The organism is Solwaraspora sp. WMMD792, assembly GCF_029626105.1.
Lineage (GTDB): Bacteria > Actinomycetota > Actinomycetes > Mycobacteriales > Micromonosporaceae > Micromonospora_E.
Genome location: NZ_JARUBH010000009.1, coordinates 3,640,922 through 3,658,275, shown reverse-complemented (window position 1 = coordinate 3,658,275; position 17,354 = coordinate 3,640,922). Strand labels below are relative to the sequence as shown.

The 17,354-nt window shown below is 72.8% G+C and carries 13 protein-coding genes; 4 read left to right on the top strand and 9 right to left on the bottom strand.

From position 1 onward, the window contains the following. Nucleotides 1–11: 11 nt before the first annotated feature. Nucleotides 12–1,400 (bottom strand): dihydrolipoyl dehydrogenase, encoded by a 1,389-nt coding sequence (lpdA, locus tag O7629_RS17420; RefSeq protein WP_278170385.1) that lies wholly within the window; start codon nt 1,398–1,400, stop codon nt 12–14. A gap of 258 nt (nt 1,401–1,658) precedes the next feature. Here lpdA and O7629_RS17415 point away from each other — a divergent pair, with 258 nt between their 5' ends. Further along, nucleotides 1,659–1,994, top strand: a complete 336-nt coding sequence (locus O7629_RS17415) for a hypothetical protein (protein WP_278170383.1) — start codon at nt 1,659–1,661, stop codon at nt 1,992–1,994. A gap of 57 nt (nt 1,995–2,051) precedes the next feature. Here the strand turns inward: O7629_RS17415 and O7629_RS17410 are convergent, their stop codons facing one another. Further along, entirely contained in the window at nt 2,052–3,641 is a 1,590-nt protein-coding gene (locus O7629_RS17410; RefSeq protein WP_278170382.1) for a leucyl aminopeptidase, read from the bottom strand. Nucleotides 3,642–3,776: 135 nt separating this feature from the next. Here O7629_RS17410 and gcvT point away from each other — a divergent pair, with 135 nt between their 5' ends. Beyond that, the gene (gene gcvT / locus O7629_RS17405; RefSeq protein WP_278170381.1) at nt 3,777–4,904 is read left to right on the top strand and encodes a glycine cleavage system aminomethyltransferase GcvT; all 1,128 of its coding nucleotides are present in this window, start codon (nt 3,777–3,779) and stop codon (nt 4,902–4,904) included. A 28-nt stretch (nt 4,905–4,932) separates the two neighbouring features. Here the strand turns inward: gcvT and O7629_RS17400 are convergent, their stop codons facing one another. The 3 genes from O7629_RS17400 to O7629_RS17390 all read right to left on the bottom strand — a co-directional run bounded on the left by O7629_RS17400 (nt 4,933) and on the right by O7629_RS17390 (nt 8,929). Continuing rightward, on the bottom strand, nt 4,933–6,237 hold the full coding sequence (locus O7629_RS17400; RefSeq protein ID WP_278170380.1) for a DUF2314 domain-containing protein: 1,305 nt from the start codon (nt 6,235–6,237) through the stop codon (nt 4,933–4,935). Nucleotides 6,238–6,416: 179 nt separating this feature from the next. Beyond that, nucleotides 6,417–7,214 carry an adenosylcobinamide-GDP ribazoletransferase gene (locus O7629_RS17395; RefSeq protein ID WP_278170379.1) on the bottom strand — a complete coding sequence of 266 codons (798 nt, stop codon included), beginning with the start codon at nt 7,212–7,214 and terminating at the stop codon, nt 6,417–6,419. Continuing rightward, nucleotides 7,211–8,929 (bottom strand): bifunctional adenosylcobinamide kinase/adenosylcobinamide-phosphate guanylyltransferase, encoded by a 1,719-nt coding sequence (locus tag O7629_RS17390; RefSeq protein ID WP_278170378.1) that lies wholly within the window; start codon nt 8,927–8,929, stop codon nt 7,211–7,213. Before O7629_RS17390 ends, O7629_RS17395 begins: the two co-directional genes overlap by 4 nt. Nucleotides 8,930–9,096: 167 nt before the next feature. On the opposite strand from O7629_RS17390, the gene O7629_RS17385 reads away from it, so the two are divergent. Together O7629_RS17385 and O7629_RS17380 are read left to right on the top strand one after the other, a co-directional pair. Then, nucleotides 9,097–9,297 carry a hypothetical protein gene (locus O7629_RS17385; protein WP_123602758.1) on the top strand — a complete coding sequence of 67 codons (201 nt, stop codon included), beginning with the start codon at nt 9,097–9,099 and terminating at the stop codon, nt 9,295–9,297. A gap of 10 nt (nt 9,298–9,307) precedes the next feature. Then, on the top strand, nt 9,308–10,099 hold the full coding sequence (locus O7629_RS17380; RefSeq protein WP_278170377.1) for a site-2 protease family protein: 792 nt from the start codon (nt 9,308–9,310) through the stop codon (nt 10,097–10,099). A gap of 110 nt (nt 10,100–10,209) precedes the next feature. Here the strand turns inward: O7629_RS17380 and O7629_RS17375 are convergent, their stop codons facing one another. The 4 genes from O7629_RS17375 to murA form a co-directional block, all read right to left on the bottom strand. Further along, the gene (locus O7629_RS17375; protein ID WP_278170376.1) at nt 10,210–11,208 is read right to left on the bottom strand and encodes an aldo/keto reductase family protein; all 999 of its coding nucleotides are present in this window, start codon (nt 11,206–11,208) and stop codon (nt 10,210–10,212) included. 125 nt (nt 11,209–11,333) lie between these two features. Further along, entirely contained in the window at nt 11,334–14,456 is a 3,123-nt protein-coding gene (locus O7629_RS17370; RefSeq protein ID WP_278170375.1) for a WG repeat-containing protein, read from the bottom strand. Nucleotides 14,457–14,877: 421 nt separating this feature from the next. After that, nucleotides 14,878–15,495, bottom strand: coding sequence for a DUF3043 domain-containing protein (locus tag O7629_RS17365; protein WP_278170374.1), 618 nt, complete (start codon nt 15,493–15,495; stop codon nt 14,878–14,880). Between the two features lie 177 nt (nt 15,496–15,672). Beyond that, nucleotides 15,673–17,028: a UDP-N-acetylglucosamine 1-carboxyvinyltransferase gene (murA, locus tag O7629_RS17360; RefSeq protein WP_347403733.1), complete on the bottom strand. Its 1,356-nt coding sequence runs from the start codon at nt 17,026–17,028 to the stop codon at nt 15,673–15,675. Between the last annotated feature and the right edge of the window lie 326 nt (nt 17,029–17,354).

Here is a 17,354-nt window from a genome sequence, read left to right as displayed (position 1 = left end):
GACTCCTCTAGTCAGGCGTGTGCGTGCAGCGGCTTGCCGGCCAGGGCCAGGTGGGCCTCGCCCAGCGCCTCGCCCTGGGTCGGGTGGGCGTGCACGAGTGGTGCGACGTCGGCCGGGTCGGCCTCCCAGTTGTAGATCAACTGCGCCTCGCCGATCAGCTCGCCGACCCGGGCACCGACCAGGTGCAGTCCCACGACCGGGCCGTCGACGACCCGGACGAGCTTGACGAAGCCGGTGGTCTTGAGGATCTGGCTCTTGCCGTTGCCGCCGAGGTTGTAGTTGTAGGTCTTGACCTTGTCGGCCCCGTACTGCTCCTTGGCCTTCGCCTCGGTCAGCCCGACCGACGCGAGCTCCGGGTCCGAGTAGGTGACCCGGGGGATGCCGCTCTCGTCGATCACCGCTGGGCTGCGGCCGGCGATCTCCTCGGCGACGAAGATGCCCTGCTGGAAGCCGCGGTGGGCCAGCTGCAGGCCGGGCACGATGTCGCCCACGGCGTAGACGTTCGGCAGGTTGGTCCGCAGCCGCTCGTCGGTCAGCACGAAGCCACGGTCCATCTTCAGACCCTGCTCTTCGTACCCGAGGTTGGCGGTCACCGGCCCGCGCCCGACGGCGACCAGCAGCAGCTCGGCCTCCAGGGTCTCGCCGCCGGCGATCGTCATCCGGACGCCGGACTCGGTACGTTCGACCTTCTCGAACGGCTTGCCGGTCTTGAACCCGATACCGCGCTTGCGGAACGCCCGCTCCAGCGCCTTGGACGACTCCTCGTCCTCGGCGGCGACCAGCCGGGGCAGCGCCTCGACGATGGTCACGTCGACGCCGAAGGAGCGCCAGACGCTGGCGAACTCGACACCGATCACCCCGCCGCCGAGCACGATCGCCGACGACGGCACCCGGTCCAGCTCCAGCGCGTGCTCGCTGGTCAGAATCCGCTCGCCGTCGACCTCGATGCCGGGCAGGCTACGCGAGTAGGACCCGGTGGCCAGGATCACGTTGCGGCCGGTGTACCGGGCCCCGTCGACCTCGACGGTGTCCGGGCCGACCAGCCGGCCGGTGCCCGCCACGTAGGTGATCTTCGAAGACTTGATCATGCCCTGCAGGCCCTTGTACAGCCGGCCGACCACGCCGTCCTTGTAACTGTTCACCCCGGCCATGTCGATGCCGACCAGGTCCGCCTTGACACCGAACTGCTCGGACTCGCGCGCGTTGTCGGCCACTTCGGCGGCGTGCAGCAGCGCCTTGGTGGGGATGCAGCCACGGTGCAGGCAGGTGCCACCGACCTTGTCCTTCTCGATCAGGGCTACCGACAGATCGAGTTGTACGGCGCGCAGGGCAGCCGCGTAGCCTCCACTACCGCCGCCGAGGATGACCAGGTCGAAGGTCCCGCCGTTCGGCTCACTCACAGTTCACTCCCAGGTCACGTCGCTGCACAGGAGGGCCGTCCCCTGCGTCGTCCCATGGAACGGGCAGACTTTCCCCGGTCATCTTGTCACTTGTAGTGTCTGAACGCTCAACGAGGTGCCCAAGGACACGTGGTCGCAACGTAGGCTTGCCCTGTCCGTCTATGCGCGCGGGCGTCGGACAGCCGGGCCCGGCCCGACCGCACCAGGCCGCCCGGCCGGCACCTGCGCGGTCTTGTCAGCTGGGGGAGGGGAACGCCGGTGGCGTGGTTTCGTCGGCGCAAGCAGTCGAGCGGGGCACCGGGAGGACGGCCGGCGAACCGGGCTGATCTCGACCATCTCGAGGAGTTCGTCCGCAGCCGCCGCGGGGTCGAGGCGTTCATCGAGCCCCGGACCACGGTTACCGAGACGACGGTGATGCTCATCGCGTACGACGGTGAGTGGACCCGTCGTCGGGTCGACGGCCCGGACACCGCCCGTCGCTTCGCGCACAAGATGGCCATCCCGATCTACGACGTGGCGCTGGTCGGCTACCCGCAGCGGATGCGGGACTTCAACGAACGGCGCAAGCGGGCCGACCGGGCCGACCGGGGCTGACGTCCCCGCGTGGGTCGGGTGCCGGCCGGCACCCGACCCACGTCGGGCTGTGACGGGTCAGCCGTTGGCCGCGATGTCCTGCACCAGGTGCACCAGCGTGCGCACCGGTACGCCAGTGCCGCCCTTGCTCCAGTAGCCGAACGGCTCGCCGGAGTGGTAAGCCGGGCCGGCGACGTCGAGGTGCGCCCAGGCGACCCCCTCGCTGACGAACTCGCGGAGGAACACCCCGCCCTGCAGCATGTGGCCGGCCCGGTCCATCGCCGAGTTCACCTGGCAGATGTCCGCCACCTCCGACTCCATGCCCTTGCGGACGTCGTCGGGCAGCGGCATCGGCCAGGCCGGCTCGCCCACCGCGTCCCCGCCGGCCCGTACCCGGGCGCACAGCTCGTCGCTGCCCATCACCCCGGCCATCCGCTTGCCCAGCGCGACCACCTGACCGCCGGTCAGCGTCGAGGTCTCCAGCAGGTAGTCGCAGCCGTCCGCGCAGGCCCGGGCCATCGCGTCGGCGAGCACCATCCGGCCCTCGGCGTCGGTGTTGAGCACCTCCACCCGCTTGCCGTCGAACATGGTCACCACATCGCCGGGCCGGTACGCGGTACCCGACGGCATGTTCTCCGCCATCGGCAGGTACGCGGTGACCGGCACCGACGGCCGCAGCGCCGCGATCGCCAGCATGGCCGCCCCGACGGCGGCCGCGCCGGCCATGTCCGACTTCATCTCCCACATGCCCTGCGCCGGCTTGATCGACACGCCGCCGGTGTCGAAGGTGATGCCCTTGCCGACCAACGCGACCCGTGGGGCGTCCGGGGCCGCCTCCGGCGGCGTGTAGGAGACGATCACCAGCCGGGGCGGGGCGGCCGAGCCGCCGCCCACGGCGAGGATCCCGCCGTAGCCCCCGTCGACCAGCGCCTGCTCGTCCAGCACCTGCACGGTCAGCCCGGCGGCGACCACCGCGTCCCGTACCGAATCGGCGAACGCCGGCGGCCGCAGCTCGTTCGGCGGGGTGTTCACCCAGTCCCGGCAGGCGATCACCGCCGCGGCGACCGCCTCCGCTCGGGCCACCTCGGCCTGCACCGCGGGGTCGGCGGCGTCGGTCACGTGCAGGGCGATCGAGGCGACCGGTGCCCGTCGGCCCGGCTGCGGCCGGGTCTTGTAGCCGGCGAACCGGTAGCTACCGAGCAGCGCGCCCTCGGCGACCGCGCGCAGTGCCGCCGGTCCGTCCGCGTCATCCGGGACCGGCAACGCCACGGCGACCCGCGAGGTGCCGGCGAGTGCCCGTACCGCCGCGCCGGTCGCTCGGCGCAGCGTTTCCGGGGCGGGCGCCGCGCCGGTCGGCTCCGGACCCAGCCCGACTGCGACCAGAAGCGGCGGCCCGACCGTACCGAGCGTGGCCAGCTTGATCACTTCGCCGGCGGCGCCGGTGGCGCCGAGCAGACTGAGGGCCTCGGTCAGTCGACCCTCGAACGCGACCGCGATGCTCTCCGCCCCGGTCGCCAGCAACAGGGCGCGCGTCGTGCCCGGCGCGCCGTCCGCCGCCTGGTCTGCGTCCGGCTGGTCCTGACTATGTACACCGATCACCAGCGCGTCCACGGCCAGCTCAGCGGGGTCGGTGTCGACCAGGTCCAGGGTTGTGGTGGTTGATGTCACTCGGCGTCTCCGGCAGCTGGGCCGGTTGCCTTGTGGGCGACCGGCAGGTTGGTCTCCGGCGCAACTTGCTCCGCCGGACGGGGTGGTGCCCCGCCGATGCTAGCCACCTGCGGGTCCGCCGGTAAGTTGCCTCCCATGACCGAGGTGACCATGACCGGGGACGGCGCGCCGCGCAAATCCCCGCTGCACGACCGGCACGTCGCGCTCGGCGCGAAGTTCGCGGCCTTCGGTGGCTGGCAGATGCCGCTGGAGTACGCCGGCGGCGGCGTGCTGCGCGAGCACGAGTCGGTGCGCAACGCCGTCGGCGTGTTCGACGTGTCGCACCTCGGCAAGGCCCGGGTCACCGGACCCGGCGCGGCGGCGTTCGTCAACTCCTGCCTCAGCAACGACCTGGACCGGATCACCGCCGGCTCGGCCCAGTACACGCTCTGCTGCGACGACGCCACCGGCGGCGTCGTCGACGACATCATCGCCTACCGGTACGCCGACGACCACGTGTTCCTGGTGCCCAACGCGGCCAACACCGGCGAGGTGGTCGGCCGCCTGCGGGCGGCGGCGCCGGGCGGGGTCACGGTGACCGACGAGCACACCGGGTACGCCGTACTGGCGGTGCAGGGACCGGCCTCGGCTGGACTGCTCGCCGGGCTGGGACTGCCCACCGGGCATCCGTACATGAGCTTCGCCGCCGGTCGGCTGGCCGGCACCGACCTGGTCGTCTGCCGGACCGGGTACACCGGCGAGCACGGCTACGAACTGGTGGTGCCGGCCGAGGCGGCGGGCCGGGTGTGGGACCTGCTGCTGGCCGCCGAGACGCCGGTCGCCGCGCGGGCCTGTGGGCTGGGCGCGCGGGACACGCTGCGCACCGAGATGGGGTATGCGCTGCACGGTCAGGACCTGACGGTGGCGGTCACCCCGGTGCAGGCCCGGCTCGGTTGGGCGGTCGGCTGGCGCAAACCGGACTTCTGGGGTCGGACCGTACTGCTGGCGGAGAAGACGGCCGGGCCGGCCCGGCTGCTGCGCGGTCTGCAGGCCGTACAGCGGGCCATCCCGCGACCCGGCATGGCGGTGCTGCTCGACGGAGCGCAGGTCGGTGCGGTGACCAGCGGTACGTTCTCGCCGACCCGCAAGGCAGGCGTCGGCCTGGCTCTGCTGGACACCGCCGCAGTGCCGACCGACGGTGTCGAGGTGCAGGTCGACGTACGCGGCCGGCACGCGCCGATGCGGGTGGTGACCCCGCCGTTCGTGCCGTCGTCGGTGCGCTGACTGCCAGCTGCGCTGCCGGCGTCCCGGCTCAGCGCCCGGTCGCACCTCGGTCGCCCTGATCGAGCACCGACTCGGTCCAACCACCCTCCACCATCCGGTCCCCGCTGATCAGCGCCCAGTCGACCACGTCCGCGGCGTCCACCTCGACCGGGCTGCCGACCCGTACGGTCGGGTCGCAGACCGCGTCGACCGTGCTGGCGGCGTGAATCCGGCCGGGATGCGGCCAGCCGGTGACGCTGGCCCACACGTACTCGTGGCCGTCCGGCGCGGTGAGACCGTACTTGACCAGCAGTTGGCCGCCGAGCGCGCGGGCGAGGAACCGGGCCCGGACCCCGCCCAGCGACCGGCGGGCGGTGGTGATCGCCTGCGCCATCGCGTCGCTCTGTCGAGCGTAGTGGATCTCCGGCTGCCCGGCGCCGAAGAGCTCGCCGCAGACCTGGGCGAAATAGTCCCCGGCGTCGCTGTCGGCCACCTGCGGCGGCGGACGGAGGGTGAGGAAGGAGTCGGCCTCCGGATCGGTCGACGGGTCCAGCACGATCCGCAGCAGCGCAGAACCCGCCGAATCGTGCCGGTCCTGGTTGCCGTACGCGACGGCGATGTCGTGGCCGGACACCGGCAGGTTCACCGGCAGCTGGACGAAGGCCGGCGGCTCCGGTTCAGCCAGGGCCTCGGTCCAGATCCGCAGCAGCCGTCGGGCGGTCCCGGTCATGATCGCCCCCCAGGCCCGGACGAATCTCGGCGGCACCTGCTGCGCCTGCAGCTCCAGCAGCCCGAACCGACGTAGCCCTTTCGTGGTGAACCAGAGCCCGTCGTCGTCGGGGGAGTAGGGCACCAGGACCCAGTCGACCAGGCGGATCCGTCCGTCGGCGTCGGGCAGCGACCGCAACGCGCCGGCCGGGTCGAGGAACTGCAGCCCGAACAGGTCGATCAGGTCGACGTCGAGCGCGTCGGCCAGCGCCGCGCCGACCGCCCGCGCGGCCCACTCGTGCGCCGGCGGCCAACCCGGCCGGTAGCTGGCCTGCACCACCACGCAACGCTGCGCGGTGCGCAGCCGGGCGAGCTGGCCACCGGTGGCCCCGAACGCGGCCAGCAGATCCGGCGGCAGCTCCGGCAGCCGGTCGACCGGGCGGGTCTGCACGGTCATCAGCGGGCTGCCGAGCATCTGCCGGGTCAGGTCACGTACCGGCCGGGACAGCCGGTCACCGAGCCGGTCCACCGCGTCCAGCGCATCCGGTACGGCCGCGTCCGGCGGTATTACCGGGACCAGGTAGGTGGCGGCCAGCGACTCCGGCACCGGAACCGGCAGCAGCAGGTCGTCCGAACTGGCGGCCATAGGTGCTCACTGCTCCCCGGGTCGTGCGTCGCTGGCGAGGTGAACGCTACCGCGCTCCGGACCCGTGGCGGCCGAGGTTGCCGATCGCCGTGGCCCGCCGCCGGCTGGTCGGGGCGCGGCTGGTCGGGGCGCGGCCGGCACCGCACGGTCACCAGGTCACGGCGGCTTCGGGCACCGGGTTACCGCACGGTCACCAGGCCGAGGTAGACGGCGGTGCTGGTGAACTCGACGCCGGCACCCAGCACGTCGCCGGTGATCCCGCCGAACCGGCGTACCAGATGGCGCAGCCAGATCAGCCACAGCAGCACCGCGCCCAGCACGACCAGTGGCCCCTGCCAGGGGCGGTCGGGTACGGCGGCGACCGCCACGGCGGCGACCAGGACCGTGCCGGCCGCCACCGCCGGCCACCGCTGGGTGCCGGCCACCAGCGCGCCGAGCCCGTCCGGTCGGGCTGCCGGCACGGTCTGGCGGCAGGCCCACGTGACCGCGAGCCGGCCTGCCGCGACTGCGGCGGCGACCGTCGCCAGGACCGCCGGCCACGACCGGCCGGCCGGTAGCGACCCGAGCGACGCCGTCTGCGCCAGCAGTACGACGACCAGGGCAACCACGCCGAACGGACCGATGTCCGGCCGGCGCATCACCGCCAGCGCGCCGTCAGCGGGCCGGTGTGAGCCGAGCGCGTCGACGGTGTCGGCCAGTCCATCCAGGTGCAGTCCCCGGGTCGACGCTGCGGCCAGGCCCGTCACGAGCGCTGCGGCGACCAGCGCCGGGGTCCCGGCGGCCGAGAGCGCGAGCAGGGCCATTGCGAGGAGCACGCCCAGCCCGAGGCCGACCACCGGGGCGACCGACATCGCCACGGCCGCCGCCGCCCGGTGCACCGCGCCGGGCCGCAGCGGAAACACGGTGAAGGTGGTGACGGCGAGCCGGACGCCGGCGGAGACGGTGCGCACCGCACCGGTGGGCCGCTCGCTGGTCACCGCACCGGGTCGGCAGCGGCCGGACCGGGGCCGGCCGGCTCCGGTTCGGCGAACGTCGGGTGCTCGTCGAGCGTGTCGGCCAGGGCGAGCGCCGAACGCAGCAGCGGCAACGCGGCCAGCGCGGTGGCGCCCTCACCCAGGTCGAGCCGCAGGTCCAGCAGCGGGGTCAGGCCGAGTACGTCCGCCGCGTGCCGCACGGTGGGCTGCCGACCATGGTCGGGCAGCAGGCACCAGTGCCGGGCCTGGCCGGCGAGATCCCGGCTGACCAGCGCGGCGGCCACCCCGACCGGGCCGTCCAACAGCACCGGGATCCGGTTGGCGGTCGCACCGAGCAGCACCCCGGTGGCCACCGCGATCTCCCCGCCGGCGTACTCCGCCAGTACCTCCCGGGCACCACGGGTGCCGCGCCGAGTGCGGTGCAGCGCGTCACGTACCGCGGCGCACCGTGACATCCACGCGGCGTCGTCGACCTTTCCGCCCGCCGCAGGCACCCGGCCGAGCAGCGCCGCCGGCTCCGCGCCGGTGGTCGCCGCGACGACGGCGGCCGCTGCGGCGGCACCGCCCGCGCCGCAGGCGGCGATGACGATCGCCGCCACGCCGGCCCGGCCGGCCCGCTGCGCCACCTCCCACCCGGTCGCCAACGCGCTGTCCACCTCGTCGGGGGTGAGCGCCGATCGGTGTTCGATCGGGGCGGCGACGGGGGCGGCGACGACGTCGACGACCGCACCGGCGGTGGCGGCCAGCCGCGCCAGCGCCCCGTGGCCGGCGCGGGCCTGGTCGGCCCGGCGCGCCGAGTCCTGCGGGCTGTCGCCGGCGGCGACTCCACCTTCGTGGTCGCCGTGGATCAGCACCACCTGGACCGGGTCCCACGGTCGTGGGCTGACCGCGTCCTGCGTACCGGCGGCGAACCCGATGACGTTTTCGAGCGCACCGAACCCGGCGCCGGGCAGGTCCAGCCGGCCCAGCCGGGCGACGCCGGCGGTCCGGGTCTTCTCCGCCGGCATCGGCAGGGTCATCCCGGGGGTGATCTGCGCCGCCGTGCCGGAACCATCGGCCGCCGCCAGCTCCGGGCCGGCCTGCTCCGGGCCGCTCGCCAGCCCGGCCTGCTCGGTCTGCTCCGGCCTGGCCTGCTCGGTCGGCCCGGTCACGGTCGGCCCGGTCACGGTCGGCCCGGTCGACTTCAGCTGCACCGGCTGTCCGGCCACGACCAGCACCACCGTGTCGGCCACCTCGGCCAGCAGTTGGTTGGTCAGGCCGAGCGCATCCGCGAACGCCCGGCCGACCGGTGTGGACGGCATCAGCGCCAGCCCCACCTCCGGGCTGACCAGCACCAACCGGGCCGGACAGGACCGCACCGCGGCGGCGAGCTCAGCGATGGCGGCCCGGTCGTCGGCTGGTTGCCGAGCCGGATCGAGCAGCGCGGCGACCCAGCCGCCCACGTCGTCGACGAGCAGCGTCTCCTCCGCGCGGGCCGACGAGATCGCCTCGATCAGCCGGCCCGGATCCCCGGTGGCCTCGTCGGTGTGCCAGTCGGTCGGCCGGCGTGCCCGGTGCTCCTCGATCCGGGCGAGCCACTCGGCGTCGGACGGATCCGCCGCTCCCGTCGCCACGTAACGCACCACCGGATCCCCGGTGACCAGGGACTCGGCGTAGTCGGACTTGCCGGACCGGATCCCACCGAGCACGAGAATGGACTGCCACCCGCCAACGGACATGCCCGTACCTTACGGCGGGCGCGGCCGGCCGTGACCTGCCGGGGCGGTGCCGGCGGTGCTCCGGTGCGGTGGGATGTCACCGGTCGCGGCTAGGCTTGCATGCATCCATCGCCGAGGGTTGAAGCGCACTGGGTCGAAGCGCACTGAAAGCTAACGGGAGCAGCGATATGCCATGGAGTTGGCGGTACGTGGACGCGGAAGGTCAGCCCGCGCAGGGGCCGACCGAGACGTTCGGCACCCAGGCCGACGCCGAGTCCTGGATCGGCCAGGCCTGGCGGGAGTTGGCCGCAGCGGGCGTCGCCTCGGTCGAGCTGCTGGAGGACGACCGCACCGAGTACCGGATGAGTCTGCTGCCGGCAGGCAAGTGAGATGCGGCCGGTGCCGTCCGACGGACCGTCGGGTGGCCCGCTGGCCGGTCGGCCGGCGACGAGCTGGCGGCCCAGCCCGGTCTTCCTCGTCCTGGTCGCCCTGGTGGCCGGCAGCGGCGCACTCGCCTGGTCAAGTGAGCGGTACGCCCGGTTGGCCGTCTTCGCGCTGGTGGTCAGCGGCTGGCTGGTCTCACTCTGCCTGCACGAGTACGCGCACGCGCTGGTCGCCTACCGGTTCGGTGACCGCAGCGTGGCGCACCGGGGCTACCTGACGCTCAACCCGTTCAGGTACACCCATCCGCTGCTGTCCGTCGCGCTGCCGGTGCTGGTGGTCCTGCTCGGCGGGATCGGCCTGCCCGGGGGCGCGGTCTGGGTGGACCGGCACCGGATTCCGGGCCGGCTCCGGCACACCCTGGTCAGCCTCGCCGGCCCGGCGGTCAACGTGTCCCTCGCGGTGGCACTCGCGGTGCCGTTCCTCGTCGGCGTGGATCCGGGCGGCCGACAGGAGTTCTGGGCGGGCCTCGCCCTGCTGGGCTTCCTGCAGTTGACCGCCAGTGTGCTCAACCTGCTGCCGGTCCCCGGACTGGACGGCGGCAACATGATCCAACCGTGGCTGCCGCCGGCCTGGCAGCGCGGTTACCAGGTGCTCGCGCCGTTCGGCTTCATCGGCCTGTTCGCGTTGCTGTGGGACGACCAGATCGGCGGCGCGTTCTTCCAGGCCGTGTTCCGGCTCGGCGACCTGCTCGGGCTGCCCGCCCCGCTCTACAGCTACGGTCTGGCGCTGATCCGGTTCTGGTCCTGACGGCTGTCTGGTCCGGCGGCGGGGTACCCGTGCCGGGCCGAACGCGTCGGCCGGTGTGTCATGCCGCTGCGGTGTGCCGCAGCGGCATGACGGACCTGGCACGGTGCCGGCTACGGCCGACTGGCCGGGCTGACGGTCCGGCCCGGGTCCCGCTCGACGATCGGCTCCAGGATCTCGTCGATGGCCTTCATCAGACCGCCGTCCAGCTGGACCCCGCTGGCCTTGACGTTGTCGCGCACCTGCTCGGGCCGGGTGGCACCGATGATGGCCGACGACACGTTGGGGTTCTGCAGCACCCAGGCGAGGGCCAGCTGGGCCATCGACAGGCCGGCCTGCTCGGCCAGCGGCTTGAGCTGCGCCACGGTGCTCAGCGTCTGGTCGGTCATGAACCGGGCGATGAACGTCGCGCCCCCGGACTGGTCGGTGGCCCGCGAGCCGGCCGGCGGTGGCTGACCAGGCTGGTACTTGCCGGTGAGCACACCCTGACCCAGCGGCGAGAAGACGATCTGCCCGACGCCGAGTTCCTCGCTGGCCGGGATCACCTCGGCCTCGATGACCCGCCACAGCATCGAGTACTGCGGCTGGTTGGACACCAGCGGGATCTTCAGCTCACGGGCCAGGGCGTGGCCCTGACGGATCTGCGAGGCGTTCCACTCCGAGACCCCGATGTAGTGGGCCTTGCCGGAATGCACGATGTCGGCGAAGGCCTCCATCGTCTCCTCCAGCGGAGTGGCGTAGTCGAACCGGTGCGCCTGGTAGAGGTCGACGTAGTCGGTCTGCAGCCGGCGCAGCGAGCCGTTGATCGACTCCATGATGTGCTTGCGGGACAATCCCCGGTCGTTGCGCCCCTCGCCGGTCGGCCAGAAGACCTTGGTCAGGATCTCCAGCCCTTCCCGGCGTTCGCCACGCAGCGCCCGGCCGAGCACCTCCTCGGCCCGGGTGCCGGCGTACGTGTCGGCGGTGTCGAAGGTGGTGATGCCGACGTCCAGCGCGGCGCGTACGCAGGCGTTGGCTGCTTCTTCCTCCACCTGCGATCCGTGGGTGATCCAGTTTCCGTAGGAGATCTCGCTGACGAGCATGCCGGAGCGGCCTAGGTGTCGGAATTCCATGCCTCAACCCTAGTCGGCCGTCGGCCCGCCGGGACGTTCGGCATGAGCTTGCGTACAGCGGTAAATCGATCTCGCGATGGTGCCGACGGACCGGTTGTCCGGTACGGGCGCCGAGTACCGCGGCGTCACAGCAGCGGTTTGGTGTCGGCCAGCAGCCGGTCGATCTCGTCCATCACGTCCGCGCGGCTGGGCAGCACCGGGTCGATCAGCGGTTCCCCGCGCCGGTCCAACGCCCCCCAGTGTCCGTCGGGGGCCGCGACCAGGAACGCCACGGGGTGGATCGCCATCGCCGGATGCACCGGTGGTACGACCATCCGTCCGGACCGGTCGACCACGCCCTTGCGCCCACCCGAGTCGATGATCGCCAAACCCTCGTCGGTGAAGCCGTCGATGTAGCGGCCGTCGGTGAGCGCGGTCGGGAAGCCGCCGAACCGGGGCGGGAGCAGCATCCGGCCGGTCTTGTCGACCGCGCCCCAGCCGCCGCGCCGGACCACCGCGACGCCGCGCCGGAACGGGCGTACGTCCTCGAAGCCGGTCCCGATCACCACGGTGTTGTTCCGGTCGATGGCGATCCAGCTGCCGGTGCCGTCGGCGGTGACCCAGGCGAGTCCGTCGGAGAACGAGCCGACCCCGATGTAGCCGGCGGTCGGCGCGATCACCGTTGTCCCCGACTCGTCGATCAGCTCCCACCATTTGGCCTCCGGCCGGCGGACCCAGGCCACCCCCTCGTGGAACGGCTGGACGTCGGCGTAGCCGGGAGCGATCACCAGCTCACCGTCGACCCCCGCGTACCCCCATTGCTGGGCCTGGTCACTGAAGGTCGGTCGCGGCGGACGGTGCAGCCGCAGGATCTCCTCCCGGTCCCGGGGGTACGGCCCCCAACCGTTCTCGGCGACCTTGGCGAACACCGCGTCCAGCGCCAGCTCGGTACGCGCGATCAGGTCCGGATCCTCGACCTTGCGCAGCTCCAGCGCACGTTCGAAGTGGTTGCACGCCTCCATGTAGCGGCCCTGGTCGTAGCAGGACCGACCGGCGTGTTCATGCATCGTCGCCCGCAGCCGGTCCGGTAGTTCGGCCGAGTTGGCCTCCTCGAACAACCGGTCCGCTTCAGCGAAGTCACCCCGCCACTGCAGCACGTGCGCCAGCCGCGCCTGGGCGATCGCGACCCGGCGTAGTTCCCCGGTCGCCTCGGCGTGCGCTAGCGCCAGTTTGGCGTCGGCCAGTGCCTTGCCGAGGTCGCCGAGGATGCGGGAGACGACCGCCCGCAGGCTCAACAGCCGGGCCCGGGTGGCGTTGTCAGTCGCCGGTTCGATCTTCTCGGTGAGCCGGTCCCGGATGGCCCGGAACTCGTCGGGATTGTCCACCAGCTCACGTAGCGTCTCGTGGTGGAAACGCCAGTGGTACGACGACAGCATCTGTTCGGGATCGCTGAGCTGGGGCTCGGTCTCGTCCGGTGCGGTCTCGGGATCCTGCGCCGGGTCGGGTTCGTCGGTTGGCAGGTCCGGCTGTACGAGCGGGGCCAGCATGGTGGGTGCGCCGAGCGCCGTGGCCGAGCCGGCGGCGGTCCCGGTGACCGGTAGGACAGTGTCCGGACTGGCCGGCGGCCCGGCAGGGCCGGAGCCGGACCCGCCATCGTTGTCGTCCGGGGCGGTACCGATCGGATCGTCGGTGAGTCCGGCAGCCGGCTCGGTGCCGGCCGGGTCGGTGGCAGGCGGGTCGGTGCCGGCCGGCTCGGTGCCAGCCGGGTCAATATCGAGTTGGTCGGGCAGCGGAGACGGTCCGCCGTCGCGGTCCGTGGCAGCGGCAGCGGCGGTTTCCGCAGCGGGCGCTGTGTCCGGCCGGACCAACGCGGTGGCTGGTGGCGCCGGGACGTCCGACTGGACCGGGGCCTCGGTCGGAACTGGGGCCTCGGCCGGGACCGGGGCCTCGGCCGGAACTGGGGCCTCGGCCGGGACCGGCGCCTGCGACGGGACCCGACCGGACGGTGCGGCGGTGGGGGAGACCGGCGCCGGCGGCTCAGCCACGGGTCCCGCCGGGGAGGCCTGCACTGGTCGCGGCGGTGCTGGCTGGTCCGGCTGCGGGCGCACGATGTACGGCGGCGGGGCGTGCCGCGGCTCGGCCTTGGCCCGCACCACGTACTCCGGTTCGGCGACATCCTCCCCTCGGGGGACCGGCCGGATCTGCGGGTGCTCGCCGGTCGGCGTCTGTACCCGGAACTCCGGGGGCGGCCCGGCCGGGGCGGAGACCGGAATTGGCAGTTGCTCGCCGGTCTGACCCGGGTCCGGTCGGTGGAGCCGGCCGTCGGGGCCCGCCCCTGCCGTGGGCATCCGACCCGGCGGTGGCGGGACCGCGCCGGAGATCGGACGCGCCGGATGCTCCGGAGGTGCCGGCGGGGGCGCCTGGGCGGCGGGCTTGACCCGGTACACCTCATCCGGTCCCGGCTGCCGGGCTGCCGGCCGGCCAGCCACCCGGCGATCCGGTGCCGGTGGCGGTGCCGTCTGCGCAGTCTGTGGCGGCGGTGCCGGTGGCGGTGGCGGTGCCGTCGGCGGTGGCGTATGCCAGCGCTGCGGTGTGCGGCGCGGGTCGGCGTCCGAGGGCTGCTGTCCGTCCCGGCGAGGGCCGTCCGGTGGGCCTGCCCGATGGTGCTGGTCCCACCGGGACGCCGGGCCGTCCGGCCGCACCGGCGGCCGTTGGTCACGAGGCTGCGGCCGGTCCCGGTCGAACGGCTCAGCCGGCTGCCACGGGGGCCGGTCCCGATCGGCGGGTGGACCACCACGGCGTCGCTCCGGTGGGTACGGGCGCTCGTGGAAGACATCGTCCGGATGCCGGCGGCGGTGGTGGAACACGTCGTCGGGATGCTGCCGACGGCCGGTCCCGTCGGTGTGGGACGGCTGTTGCTGGCCGCCCTCGGCGAACCAGCCGGCGGCCCCGGCGGCTTCCGGCGCCGGTTCGTTCGGGCGTGGTGCCTCGCGGCGACCGTCCCGCCGGGCCCGGTCGGCGTCAATCTGCGGCCTGCGGGCCGAGGGCTGGTCTGTCCGGTCGCCGACAGGTGCCCGCCCGGTTCCGGAACCGGACTGGTAGACGTTGGCTCGCCCACGGCTGACACCGCGGCTGGTCGGTTCCCGCCGGGCCGACCGACCCGCGCCGTTGTCGCCGGGGTACCGCTGGCCCGGTAGCGGCACCCATTCGTTGGTCGGATCGGTGACCCAGCCCGGTTCCTGCGGCCGATGGTCCCGCGCCCGGCGCATCGCTTCCCACCGGTCGTCGTCGTCCCAGCCGACGTCGCGATGTCCGTCGGCCGAACGGTCCGGTGCGCCGTCGTCCTCCCACTGCCAAGATTGCCAACGGCGGTCGAAGTACCCCTCGGTCACGCCGGCACCTCGCCGCGGGTGTCGTTACGGGCGGCCCGCCGGGCAGGCGAGAACCGTGTCAGCGGTCCGTGTGGCTCGCTCACGGCGTGTCACCTCGTCGAATACTCGCTGAGCGACCGTGGCAACCCGATCGGGTCCCCCCGGCCCAGTGGCGGCGTGGTTGCGGATGGAGGGTAGCCGCGCGGGCTCGGTCGACGCCACCGAACCGCCCGTACTGAATCGAAACAGTGTCTTTTCCGCCCCGCCGAGGTGCCCGGGCTCTCGGGTGCCGTAGCCCGTCCAGCGCCTGCCGGGCAGGTCAGATCTTGTCGCCGAGCTGCACCCGGGGGATCGGGGTGCGCATCCGGCGGAACGTCATCGCGCGCATGATGGCGTAGAAGTACAGGCCGCCCATCCGCTGGTCCGACTTGGGGAACCGCTCCCGCACCAGTTTGCGGATCCGGCGGGAGATCAACAAAGAGTCGACGACCACCAGCACCGCCAGGGTCACCCAGAGCAGGTTCGACGCCAACTGCACCGCTGGCGGCATCGTCGGGCCGGACCCGATCAGCACGAGCAGCGCGCCACCGAAGAACCAGGTGCCGACCGTACGCCGGGAATCCACCACGTCGCGGGCGAGCCCGCGCTCCGGGGCACGGTCACGTGGCCCGCCCTCGCGCCGGAACTCCTCCGAGATCGCCGCCCGTCGGGCCCGTCGCTGCTCGCGGGCCTCCTGCTTGGTCAGCGGCTTGGCGTTTGCCGCCGGCCGGCGGCCGGCAGCCGGCCGCTTCGGGGTGACCACACCGAGTTCCTTCTTGCTCGGCGTGTGCCGGCGGGCACGGACGGACCCGGCCTCGTCCTGCGACGGGGGAACATCGTCCTCCGGCAGGTCGGCTTCCACGACATCGGCGGACTTGCGGCGAAACAGCGACGGCACGCGTGAAGGGTAGCCAACCAGGTGCGTCACCCGCACCTCGCACCCGGTCGTCGCTCGCCGGCCGGCGAACGAGGGCACCGGACGCCCCGGCCCGGTCCGGTCCACGAGGGCACGAACCGGGCGCGGGTACGTCGGATCCGGCGCGGACGCGTCGGATCAGAGTCGGGTCGCGTCGGATCAGGGACGTTCCACGTGGGCGCCGAGGTCGGCCAGCTTGGCCTCGAAGTCCTCGTACCCGCGGTTGATCAGGTCGACGCCGTACACCCGGGAGGTGCCCTCGGCGGCGAGCGCCGCGATCAGGTGGCTGAACCCGGCCCGCAGGTCCGGGATGACCAGGTCGGCGGCGTGCAGCTTGCTGGGCCCGGCGATCACCGCCGAGTGCTTGAAGTTGCGCCGACCGAACCGGCACGGGGTCCCGCCCAGGCACTCCCGGTAGACCTGGATCGTCGCGCCCATCGTGTTGAGCGCCTCGGTGTAGCCCAGCCGCTGCTCGTACACCGTCTCGTGGACGATCGACAGCCCACGGGCCTGGGTCAACGCGACGACCAGCGGCTGCTGCCAGTCGGTCATGAAGCCCGGGTGCACGTCGGTCTCCAGGGCGACCGCGCGCAGCTCGTTGCCCGGGTGCCAGAACCGGATTCCGCCCTCCTGGCCGGCGCTGCCGACGCGCGGTGGGCGGGCGTCGGTGACCTGGTACGCGCCGCCGACCGACCGGAACACGTTCAGGAAGGTCATCATGTCGGCCTGCTGCGCGCCGAGCACGTTGACGTCGCCGCCGGTGGCCAGCGCCGCCGCCGCCCAGCTGGCCGCCTCAATCCGGTCCGGGATCGGCCGGTGCGAGTAGCCGCCGAGCCGGGAAACGCCGTGGATCTCGATCACCCGGTCGGTGTGCACCTTGATGATCGCGCCCATCTTCTGCATGACGCAGATCAGGTCGACGATCTCCGGCTCGACCGCGGCGTTGCGCAGCTCGGTCACCCCGTCGGCGAGTACGGCGGTCAGCAGCACCTGCTCGGTGGCGCCGACGCTCGGGTACGGCAGCTCGAACTTGGTGCCGTGCAGACCGTTGGGCGCGGTCAGGTGCAGCCCTTGCGGGGTCTTCTCGACGACCGCGCCGAACTCGCGCAGCGCCTGCATGTGGAAGTCGATCGGCCGGGGACCGATGTGGCAACCGCCGAGGTCCGGGATGAAGGCGTGACCGAGCCGGTGCAGCAGCGGGCCGCAGAACAGGATCGGGATCCGGCTGGAGCCGGCATGCACGTTGATCTGGTCGAACGAGGCGCTTTCCACATTGGCCGGATCGAGCACCAGCTCGCCGTCCTCAACGCCGTCGCTGACCTTGACCCCGTGCAGTTCGAGCAGGCCTCGGACGATCTCGACGTCGCGGATCCGCGGTACGTCGTACAACCTGCTCGGCTCGTCGCCGAGGAGGGCGGCCACCATCGCCTTGGAGACGAGATTCTTGGCGCCTCGGACCCGGATCTGCCCGTGCAGGGGGGTGCCGCCGTGCACGATCAGGACGTCGTCGGTCAAGGGAACCTCCAGCGCGTCGATGCTGCCGTCTTGTGGGGTGGAGCTGGCCCGGCGAGATGGGATGAACATGTCCCAGCCGGCGGTGGGTGAAACCGGACGACCCACGTACGGAGCCGGCGGTCGGTGGACCTCGGGTGACATCCGGTTACCGGTTGTCACCGGGGAGCATCGAAGATCCGCGCTGCCCGTTCGTCGCCTGAGGCAGCATAGCGCTCCGTGATGAAAGTGGGATCCCGCAGCGGCTGCGATTGGCACGAATTCGGGAACGACGGCACGTATACGTAGGACTTAGATTACGTTGAGTGACCCGGTGATGCGGTGTCTGC

What these genes read in the sequence shown, in the direction of transcription:
- gcvT (WP_278170381.1), top strand. Translation starts at nt 3,777, where the DNA reads ATGACCGAGGTGACCATGACCGGGGACGGCGCGCCGCGCAAATCCCCG.
- O7629_RS17400 (WP_278170380.1), bottom strand. Translation starts at nt 6,237, where the DNA reads ATGGCCGCCAGTTCGGACGACCTGCTGCTGCCGGTTCCGGTGCCGGAG.
- O7629_RS17390 (WP_278170378.1), bottom strand. Translation starts at nt 8,929, where the DNA reads ATGTCCGTTGGCGGGTGGCAGTCCATTCTCGTGCTCGGTGGGATCCGG.
- O7629_RS17385 (WP_123602758.1), top strand. Translation starts at nt 9,097, where the DNA reads ATGCCATGGAGTTGGCGGTACGTGGACGCGGAAGGTCAGCCCGCGCAG.
- O7629_RS17375 (WP_278170376.1), bottom strand. Translation starts at nt 11,208, where the DNA reads ATGGAATTCCGACACCTAGGCCGCTCCGGCATGCTCGTCAGCGAGATC.
- O7629_RS17370 (WP_278170375.1), bottom strand. Translation starts at nt 14,456, where the DNA reads ATGCGCCGGGCGCGGGACCATCGGCCGCAGGAACCGGGCTGGGTCACC.